This window comes from Mesorhizobium sp. WSM4829, assembly GCF_055811475.1.
In genome coordinates, this window is the sequence record NZ_JBVVQJ010000007.1 from 220,790 (window position 1) to 228,988 (window position 8,199).

At 62.8% G+C, this 8,199-nt stretch carries 9 protein-coding genes; 7 read left to right on the forward strand and 2 right to left on the reverse strand.

Features of this window, described 5'->3' with window-relative positions:
- The first annotated feature begins 82 nt into the window (after window positions 1-82).
- From AC0L17_RS09875 to AC0L17_RS09900, 6 genes are all read left to right on the forward strand, one after another.
- Window positions 83-1,534, forward strand: coding sequence for an FAD-binding oxidoreductase (locus AC0L17_RS09875; RefSeq protein WP_473515670.1), 1,452 nt, complete (start codon window positions 83-85; stop codon window positions 1,532-1,534).
- Between the two features lie 11 nt (window positions 1,535-1,545).
- Window positions 1,546-2,274: a FadR/GntR family transcriptional regulator gene (locus AC0L17_RS09880; RefSeq protein WP_091599234.1), complete on the forward strand. Its 729-nt coding sequence runs from the start codon at window positions 1,546-1,548 to the stop codon at window positions 2,272-2,274.
- Between the two features lie 2 nt (window positions 2,275-2,276).
- A complete protein-coding gene (locus AC0L17_RS09885) occupies window positions 2,277-2,714 on the forward strand; it encodes a VOC family protein (protein WP_023799114.1) in 438 nt (145 codons plus the stop codon).
- Window positions 2,715-2,782: 68 nt separating this feature from the next.
- Complete coding sequence (locus tag AC0L17_RS09890) at window positions 2,783-3,829, forward strand: ABC transporter substrate-binding protein (RefSeq protein ID WP_473515671.1); 1,047 nt, start codon at window positions 2,783-2,785, stop codon at window positions 3,827-3,829.
- Entirely contained in the window at window positions 3,829-4,605 is a 777-nt protein-coding gene (locus AC0L17_RS09895) for an ABC transporter ATP-binding protein (protein WP_473515672.1), read from the forward strand. The genes AC0L17_RS09890 and AC0L17_RS09895 overlap by 1 nt, the downstream gene beginning before the upstream one ends.
- A complete protein-coding gene (locus tag AC0L17_RS09900; protein ID WP_473515673.1) occupies window positions 4,602-5,360 on the forward strand; it encodes an ABC transporter permease in 759 nt (252 codons plus the stop codon). Before AC0L17_RS09895 ends, AC0L17_RS09900 begins: the two co-directional genes overlap by 4 nt.
- A 101-nt stretch (window positions 5,361-5,461) precedes the next feature.
- On the opposite strand, the gene AC0L17_RS09905 is transcribed toward AC0L17_RS09900, so the two are convergent.
- Together AC0L17_RS09905 and AC0L17_RS09910 are read right to left on the reverse strand one after the other, a co-directional pair.
- Window positions 5,462-5,935 carry an SRPBCC family protein gene (locus AC0L17_RS09905; RefSeq protein ID WP_128170319.1) on the reverse strand — a complete coding sequence of 158 codons (474 nt, stop codon included), beginning with the start codon at window positions 5,933-5,935 and terminating at the stop codon, window positions 5,462-5,464.
- Between the two features lie 39 nt (window positions 5,936-5,974).
- Window positions 5,975-6,844, reverse strand: a complete 870-nt coding sequence (locus AC0L17_RS09910; protein ID WP_091599220.1) for an SDR family oxidoreductase — start codon at window positions 6,842-6,844, stop codon at window positions 5,975-5,977.
- 103 nt (window positions 6,845-6,947) lie between these two features.
- Here AC0L17_RS09910 and AC0L17_RS09915 point away from each other — a divergent pair, with 103 nt between their 5' ends.
- Window positions 6,948-7,853 carry a LysR family transcriptional regulator gene (locus AC0L17_RS09915; protein WP_473515674.1) on the forward strand — a complete coding sequence of 302 codons (906 nt, stop codon included), beginning with the start codon at window positions 6,948-6,950 and terminating at the stop codon, window positions 7,851-7,853.
- Window positions 7,854-8,199 lie beyond the last annotated feature (346 nt).

Consider the following 8,199-nt stretch of genomic DNA (forward strand, 5'->3'; position numbering starts at 1 on the left):
GTATCGGCGACGACCAGGGACCCTGGAGCATCGAGAAGAATAGGACTTGCGAAGTTGTAGGATGACCGTATGATCTGACCCGATGATCACGGATCGCCCATCTCAACGCGAAGCTTCCGGCGCAATTGCTGAGCTGCCTGCGCAGTTGGCGGGTGATGCGCTGATAGACGGACGGTCGCCCCAGGCAGAGCGCTACCTCCTCGATTGGGGCCGCGACAGGCGCGGCAGTGCCCGCTTCATCGTGCGTCCAGGATCGGTGGAAGAGGTCCAGGCGTTTGTGAGATGGTGCTCGCAGAGCGGTGTCGCCATCGTCGTGCAAGGCGGCAATACCGGACTTGCCGGTGGCGCCATTCCAGACAATTCGGACTACGCAGTGCTGTCGCTTGAGCGTCTCAATCGGATACGCCGCGTCGATCCGCTCGACTTCACGCTGCAAGCGGATGCCGGGGCCGTGCTGCAGGACGTCAAGGACGCCGCTGAAGCATCCGAGATGACCTTCCCGCTCGCGCTTGGCGCACAGGGATCGTGCACGATCGGCGGCAACGTCGCGACCAATGCCGGCGGCATCAATGTGCTGCGCTACGGCATGACGCGTGATCTGGTGCTCGGGCTTGAGACGGTGCTGCCGGACGGCACCCTTTGGAACGGCATGAACGGGCTGCGCAAGGACAATCGCGGCTACAGCCTGAAGCAATTGATGATCGGCTCGGAAGGGACGCTGGGAGTCGTCACCGGCGTCGAGGTAAGGCTCTCGCCCCGGCCGACGCAGGTCGAGACCGCCTATGTCGGACTGGGCAGCTTCCGCCAGGCGTGCGAGCTGTTCCGGACGGCAAGGCATCTCTGCTCCGACCTTCTCAGCGCGTTTGAGGTCATCGGCGAGGAGTGCCTGCCGCTGGTCCACCTCATCGATCCGAACCTGCGCTCGCCGCTGACGCAAGAATGTCCGGTTCATGCGATCGTCGAACTCGCCTGTGGGCCAGGGATAGATGCCGGCGGCCTTCTTGAAATTATGCTGGCGCGCGCCCTCGAGGCCGACCTGATCAGGGACGCCGTCGTCGCGCAAAGCCGTTCGCAGGCTGCCACATTCTGGGCCATCCGTGAGGGCCTGGTCGAGGGGCAGGCGCGGCGCGGCTATCATGTCCGCACCGACCTCTCGGTTCGTCTCAGCCAGGTGCCGACGCTGATCGAGCAAGCACGCGCGTGCATTGTGCGCGACTGGCCTGGCTGGGCATCCCTGACCTATGGCCATGCGGGCGACGGCAACATCCATTTCAATGTGCTGCCTCCCATCGATTGCGACCCCGGCGAAGCGAGGACCGTGGGGCAGGCGGTTTTGACCCGGCTCTACGAGCTGGTCGGAGCGCTCGGCGGCTCGTTCAGCGCCGAGCATGGCGTCGGTCGCAGCCGCAGTCACGTGTTCTGGGCCGGCCTTTCGCAGCGCGAGCGGCAGCTTCATTTCGCGATCAAGGCAGCCTTCGATCCGGCAGGCCTGTTCAATCCGACATGTCTCGTGCCTGATCCGGGCGATTTGTAGGGAAAAGCCGCATGAAGCAGCGTTCGTCCATCATCGGCAGCGTCGAGGCGCTTCCGCACCGCGTCGCGTCGCATCTGAGCCGCGAGATCGAGGGCGGCGACATCATCCCGGGAGCCCGGCTTCCCACCGAAAGCCAGCTCGCCGACAAGTTCGGCGTCAGCCGCAATGTTGTCAGGGAAGCGATTGCCCAGCTTCGCGCCGATGGCATGGTCGAGGCGCGTCAGGGCGTGGGCGCATTCGTCATGGCGCCGGAACAGCGGACAGCCATCCGGATCGACCGTGAGGCACTGAAAGACCAGCGCAACATGGAGCAGCTCTTCGAGCTGCGCAGCATCCTGGAGACCGAATCCGCCACGCTCGCCGCGGCGCGCTGTACGTCCGATGAGCTTGACGCCATCAAGGCTGCGCTGGACCGCATGGGCGGCGAGGAGCGCTGGGAGGATGGCAGCATCGAGGCCGATCTGCTTTTCCATCGGGCGATCGCCCGGGCGACCGGCAATAGTTACATCTACACCTTCATTTCCTTCGTCTGCGAGCAAATCCGCCAGTCGATCCACTATGCCCGCCTCACCAATCCGCTCCACGACCTGGTCGAGGTCAACGTCGCCGAGCACGTGCGGATTTACGACGCGCTCGCCGCGCGTGATCCACAAGCTGCCGGCGAGGCGATGCGCCGGCACATCGAAGGCGCCGCATCGCGCGTAGGCGTCGAGCTCACCGCGATCAATCGGGGCAAATGACCATGTCGCTCGGGCAGACCAAGGCAATCACCGATATCTGCCTGCTTGTAGAGGACATCGACCGCACCATCGACTTCTACACGCAGAAACTTGGCTACCGGATCAGACGCCGCGCCGAGGGCTTTGTCGATTTTCATTCCGAGCGCGTGACGCTCGCCGCATGGCAACTGGACCACATCAATCGCCACTGCGGCGTCTCGAATGTCCGCTCACCGAAGCAGGCGCACAAGGCGTGCGTCGCCATGGAACTCGAAAGCGCGGGGGAGGTCGACCGGCTCTACGCCGAACTGTCGGACAAGGGCGTGCCGTTCGTCGGGCCGCCCGGCGACTATGTCTGGAACGCGCGCTGTGCCTACTTCCACGATCCGGACGGGACGCTATGGGAACTCTATGCCTGGACCGGCGCCGGACCGGGCGACTATCACGACACGCAAGTGTGATTGGATCGCGACGGCCTCGCAAGAAAGGGCCGCGCCGCATGCAAGCAGTCCAACAAAGGAGCAAGAAGATGAGTGGGAACGCATCGCAGTGGAATCGCAGATCGATCCTGAAGGCCGGCGCCGCCGGCCTGGCGGCTTTCGGGCCGGGACTTCAGCTGTTCGGCGCCAGCGCCTCGGCAGCCGCCAAGCTCGTCGTCCAGTATGACTGGCTGATGTCGAACGGCCAGATCGGCGACGTCGCAGCCGTCGCCAATGGCTACTTCAGCGAAGCTGGGCTTGAAGTGGAGTTCAGCCCCGGCGGGCCGAACGCCGCCACCGTGCCGCCAGTGGTGTCCGGTGCCGCCCAGCTCGGCCAATTCTCGGAATCGCCTCAACTCTATGCCGCGCGTGCGAGCGGCGTTCCGGTGAGGATAATCGCCTGCGGCTATCGCACCGGGCCCTATGCGCTGACGTCGAAACCGGAGAAGCCGATCCAGTCGGTGGCGGATCTGAAGGGGATGCGGATCGGCACGCAGCCGACCGCGCGCTTCGCCATCGACGCGATGCTCGCGAAGAACAAGATCGACCCTTCCGAGGTCACCATCGTCAATGTCGGGTTCGACAAGGCGCCGCTGGTTCGTGGCGACGTCGATGCGATCGGCGGCTGGATCACCAACACGCAGGCGCTCAGCGTCGTCGGTGACGATCGCATCGATCTGCTGTTGTCGGAGCTCGGCCTGGCGTCCTATGCCAATGTCTATTTCGCGACCGACAGCGCCATCGAATCCGATTCCGCGACCCTGGCGAAATTCATCGGCGCGGTGGCCAAAGGATGGGGCTGGGTCCACGCCAATCCCGAGCAGGCGGTCGACAAGCTTGTCGCGGCCTATCCCGAGATCGACGCGGGCTGGGAAAAGAAGACGATCCCCCTGGTGCTGAAACTGTCGTTCGACGACAACACGAAAAAGGATGGATGGGGCACCTTCGATCCTGCCTCGATCGAGGGCCAGATCGCGCTGCTTGACCAGATTGGCCAATACCCGAACGGCAGGCCGAAGGCCGAGGACGTCTATACGACGAAGCTTCTCGAACTCACTGCGGCTGAACGGCCGAAGCTCGGCGCGCCCGCCTCTTGATGGCCGCGCCGGCCATCGAAACCTCCGGGCTCGACGTCGGCTATCCCGGCCGGCGCTCGCCCGTGACGGTGATCTCCGGCCTCGAACTGACAGTCGAGGCCGGGACGTTCCTGTCGATCCTCGGGCCTTCGGGGTGCGGAAAGTCGACGTTTCTGCGCGTTGTCGCCGATCTTCTAGCGCCGCTCGCAGGCACGATACGCGTGATGGGCGAAACGCCGTCGGCGGTGCGCTGCGGCCGCGGCGTGGGTTTTGTCTTCCAGGACTCGACCCTTTTGCCGTGGCGCACGGCGCGCGAGAATGTTCGACTGCCGATCCAGGTCGGCCGCCGCAGCCTGTCGCGCATGATAGACGACCGGGCCGACGAGTTGCTCGAACTCGTCGGCCTGTCGGCCCTCAGTGAGCGCCTGCCGCATCAGCTTTCCGGCGGACAGCGCCAAAGGCTGGCGATCGCCCGGGCGCTGCTTGGCGAGCCACGTCTGCTTCTGATGGATGAACCCTTTGGCGCACTTGACGAGATCACCCGCGATCGCCTCAACGACGAACTGCTGAACCTTTGGCGGCGGACCGGAACGACCGTGCTGTTCGTCACGCATTCCATTGCCGAAGCGGTCTATCTCGGACAGCGTGTGATCGTGCTTGCCGCCCATCCCGGCCGGATCGTCGCCGACCACGACCTTCGTCCGCTGAAGGGGCCGGACAACAGATGCTCGCGCGAGGATCCGGCGATCGTCGCGGCAATGGCCAGGATGCGCTCCGCCCTCGGAGCGGCGTCGTGAACCAGGGCGCGCTTTCGCCATTCGCACAGGCTGCGCTGCCGATCCTCGGCGCCGGCTCGCTCATTCTCGCATGGCAATTCCTGCTGCCGCTCGCCGGCGTGCCCGCTTACATCGTTCCGACGCCGACCGCGATAGCGGGCGTGTTTGCCAGGAACGGATCGCTTCTCCTGTCGAACCTCTGGCCGACGGCCATCGAGGCGCTCTCCGGCTTCGTGCTCGGCAACCTCGCCGCAGTGCTGCTGGCGATCGTCTTCGTTCACAGCCGTACGCTGCAGGCGGCCTATTTTCCGGTCGTGCTGTTCTTCAATACGATCCCGGTGCTGGCGCTGGCCCCGGTCGTCATCCTCATCTTCGGCCTCGGCATGCTGCCCAAGATGGTGATCGCGGCGGTGATCTGTTTCTTCCCAACGCTCATCAACATGATCCGGGGTCTGGAATCGGCGAGCCCCAGCGAGCACGAGCTGTTCCGCGTGCTGTCGGCGACGCGCTGGGAAGTATTCTGGCGCCTGCGCCTGCCGCGCGCGCTGCCAATGCTTTTCGCTTCGCTGCGGATCGCCTCGGCGACCGCGGTGATCGGCGCGATCGTCGGCGAGTGGATCGGCTCCGACAAAGGTCTCGGCGCGCTGATCATCCAGGCGACCTTCAACTACCAGTCCGACCGGCTCTACGCCGCCATCGTGCTCTCATCGCTGTTGTCGATCGGGTTCTTCATGACCGTCGTCGCCGCTGAGCGATGGTCGGTTCGATACCGTTAGAGGCGGCTGAACGCGTCGGCGACGGACGTAGCATCATTTGTTCCCGCGAAGGCAGGGCGCCTCCTTGAGAGCCGCCCTGTTGCTTGTGTTTCTGGCGATGATTAGAGCTTTCCCGCTGCGAGCAGTTCGCGGGTCCGCTTCAGCGTCGACAGCAGGGCGGCCTTGTAGCCGTTTTCGCTGGCGAACTGAGCCTGCTCGGCCTGCTCCTCGCGACCGTTTGGCTCTTTGCCGCGCAGGCCAATGTAGCAGTAGAAGCGAAGCTGCAGTGCGCCTTCTCCATCTTCGAACAGTTCGTTGACAATCGCTCCCTCGCGCGGACCGGATGCCTGGAAGAAGGTGACCTTGCTTTCCGGCTCGAGCGTGACGATTTCGCGCAGGTCGTGGCCACCGATCGTGGCCTCACGCACGAAGTGGGTAGCGCTTTCCTCCACAACGTCGCAACGGGTGCAGAGACCCGTGACAAGGAACAAGCGGGCGTCGCGTGCTTTCAGCTCGAGACCCTTCCACACTTGAGCGCGCGTCAATGGGACTTCGCCTTCCGGGTTCACCGGAACTGTGGCAGTTGAATAAATCATGATGACAATCCTTGTGATCAGACAGGGGCTGCGCTTCCGTCAGGCGGAGGCAGCGGTTTCCGAGGCGAAGGCTCGATATGGGCGCAGTGGACGTCCGAGCAGGGCAGTCAGGCGCTCGACGTCGCCGGCCCCAGGCAGCATCCCGTCGGTGAAGAAGCGCTCGCCCATCAGACGCATGTCGTAGGCCATCCAGGCGGGCACGAACTGCTTGAGATTTTGCTCAAAATCCTCGGTATTGTCGCCGCCGTAGTTGATCGGGCGGGCGAGCACGTCTGACCAGATGGCGGCGATATCCGCCCCAGTCAGTGTCTCTGGACCGACGAGGTTGATCCAGTCGATCGCAAGCGGCTCTGCGGCCTGTTCACGGCGCAGCAGCTCAAGGGCGGCGATCTCGGCGATATCACGGACGTCGATCATGGCGAGACCCTTGTCGCCGATCGGCATTGTGTAGGTGCCATAGCCGGTGATGACGTCTTTGATCATCAGATCGTTCTGGATGAAGTAAGCTGGGCGCAAGATCGTAGCCTTGAAGTCCATCTGCTCGATCATTCGCTCGACGCCGAACTTGCCAGCGAAATGTGGCACGTTCACGTAGCCGTCAGCGTGGATCACCGACAGATATACGATCCGCTCGATACCGGCCGATCGGGCGACGTTCAGCGCGACCAAAGCTTGGGTGAATTCGTCCGGAACTACGGCGTTCAAAAGGAACAGAGTGGAAACTCCAGACATGGCTTTGCGCAGCGAATCGACATCGAGAAAGTCGCCTTGCACGACTGATACGCCTGCCGGGAAGTTGGCTTTCGACGGATCGCGGACGAGAGCACGTACATCAGCGCCGCGCTTGACGAGGTGTTCAACGACTTGGCGGCCAATATTGCCTGTGGCCCCGGTAACGAGAATGGTCATGAAATTTCTCCTGTTGGGTTGCTTGACACGGCCAATATGTGTGGCTCACTGAGGGTCCAATAGGCTGAAATTTTAGACGCACCGTCTCGCTGGTGGAACACACATGGATCTTCTTGCCCTCGCCGATTTTAATCTCGTTGCCCGCCACGGTGGTTTCGGCAAAGCGGCAAGGGCCACCGGACGGCCTAAGGCGACCCTGTCGCGGCGCGTTGGAGAATTGGAAAGCAGCCTTGATCTGCGCCTGTTTGAACGGGGTGCGCGTAGCCTGAAGCTCACCGAAGAAGGACGGGCGCTCTTCGAGCGGACAGGGGCGCTGCTTGCCGAACTGGACGAGACGGCTTCGGCGATTGCCTCGGGCGGTCAGAGACCCAGGGGCAGATTACGGATTAGCGCACCTTTGCTTTTTTCTCAGACCGCAATGGGGAGGATTGCTGCGGGGTTTGCCCTTAAATATCCGGAGGTGAGGCTGGAGGTTACGACTGAGGATCGGCCTGTTGACATGATCGAGGAAGGCTACGATCTGGTAATCCGAGTCAATCCAGATCCCGACGAAAGCCTGGTTGGACGGGCGTTTCTCCGCGACCGCCTGGTCGTAGTGGCGAGCCCTGACCTTCCTCGCGCGAGTGGTGGACTCGCCGCTCCTGGACTCGCCGCTCCTGGCGTCGCGCGCTGGGCGGGCGATCGGCAAACATGGCACGTGAAGACACAAGGTGGCCGGTCAACAATTGCAATCGAGCCTGTCCTCGCTTTGTCGATGCTCATCATGGTCCGGGATGCGGTGCGAGCCGGCGTCGGTGCAGCACGTCTTCCCATTTCGTTGGTGGCCCACGACTTGGCTGACGGCACGCTGGTACTATGGGGGGATATCGACGGCCCCGAGATCGCTTTATGGGCGCTCTACCCATCTCGGCGGCTACTCAGCGCGCGAGTGTCGGCGTTCTTGAATTTTCTAAAACAGGCCTTCCCAAATGGGACGCCGGACGAACTAGCCGCCTATATTGGCAGGTGATGACCGAACCCGCGTTCGGGCGTAGAAAGTCCTATGCAACAAAAAAACGAAAACTGAGAAGCGCTTTGCCAGCGTCATGGATGAACTCACGTCCCATGCCTGCCTGCTTAGCAAAATGTGCTGGAACTATGGCCTGTCTTCCGATGCACTTTGTCAACAGAACCTAGTGGTGAAAGTCTGACGCTTGGTGCCGGTGGACGGCAAGAACCGACCCGTTGACGACCTTGGGCGTTGCAGACTTGAACCTCCAAATCGAGGTCGGGAACCTGCCTTCAGCGCAAGAGCATTCGGGAGTGCGCTCGCGTAAGGTAATTCACCACATTTGGCGGCACCCGCAGATGCTTTT

Excerpts from the sequence above, each read along its gene's own strand:
- AC0L17_RS09895 (WP_473515672.1), top strand. The coding sequence starts at position 3,829 with ATGGCCGCGCCGGCCATCGAAACCTCCGGGCTCGACGTCGGCTATCCC.
- AC0L17_RS09885 (WP_023799114.1), top strand. The coding sequence starts at position 2,277 with ATGTCGCTCGGGCAGACCAAGGCAATCACCGATATCTGCCTGCTTGTA.
- AC0L17_RS09890 (WP_473515671.1), top strand. The coding sequence starts at position 2,783 with ATGAGTGGGAACGCATCGCAGTGGAATCGCAGATCGATCCTGAAGGCC.
- AC0L17_RS09875 (WP_473515670.1), top strand. The coding sequence starts at position 83 with ATGATCACGGATCGCCCATCTCAACGCGAAGCTTCCGGCGCAATTGCT.
- AC0L17_RS09880 (WP_091599234.1), top strand. The coding sequence starts at position 1,546 with ATGAAGCAGCGTTCGTCCATCATCGGCAGCGTCGAGGCGCTTCCGCAC.
- AC0L17_RS09910 (WP_091599220.1), bottom strand. The coding sequence starts at position 6,844 with ATGACCATTCTCGTTACCGGGGCCACAGGCAATATTGGCCGCCAAGTC.
- AC0L17_RS09915 (WP_473515674.1), top strand. The coding sequence starts at position 6,948 with ATGGATCTTCTTGCCCTCGCCGATTTTAATCTCGTTGCCCGCCACGGT.
- AC0L17_RS09905 (WP_128170319.1), bottom strand. The coding sequence starts at position 5,935 with ATGATTTATTCAACTGCCACAGTTCCGGTGAACCCGGAAGGCGAAGTC.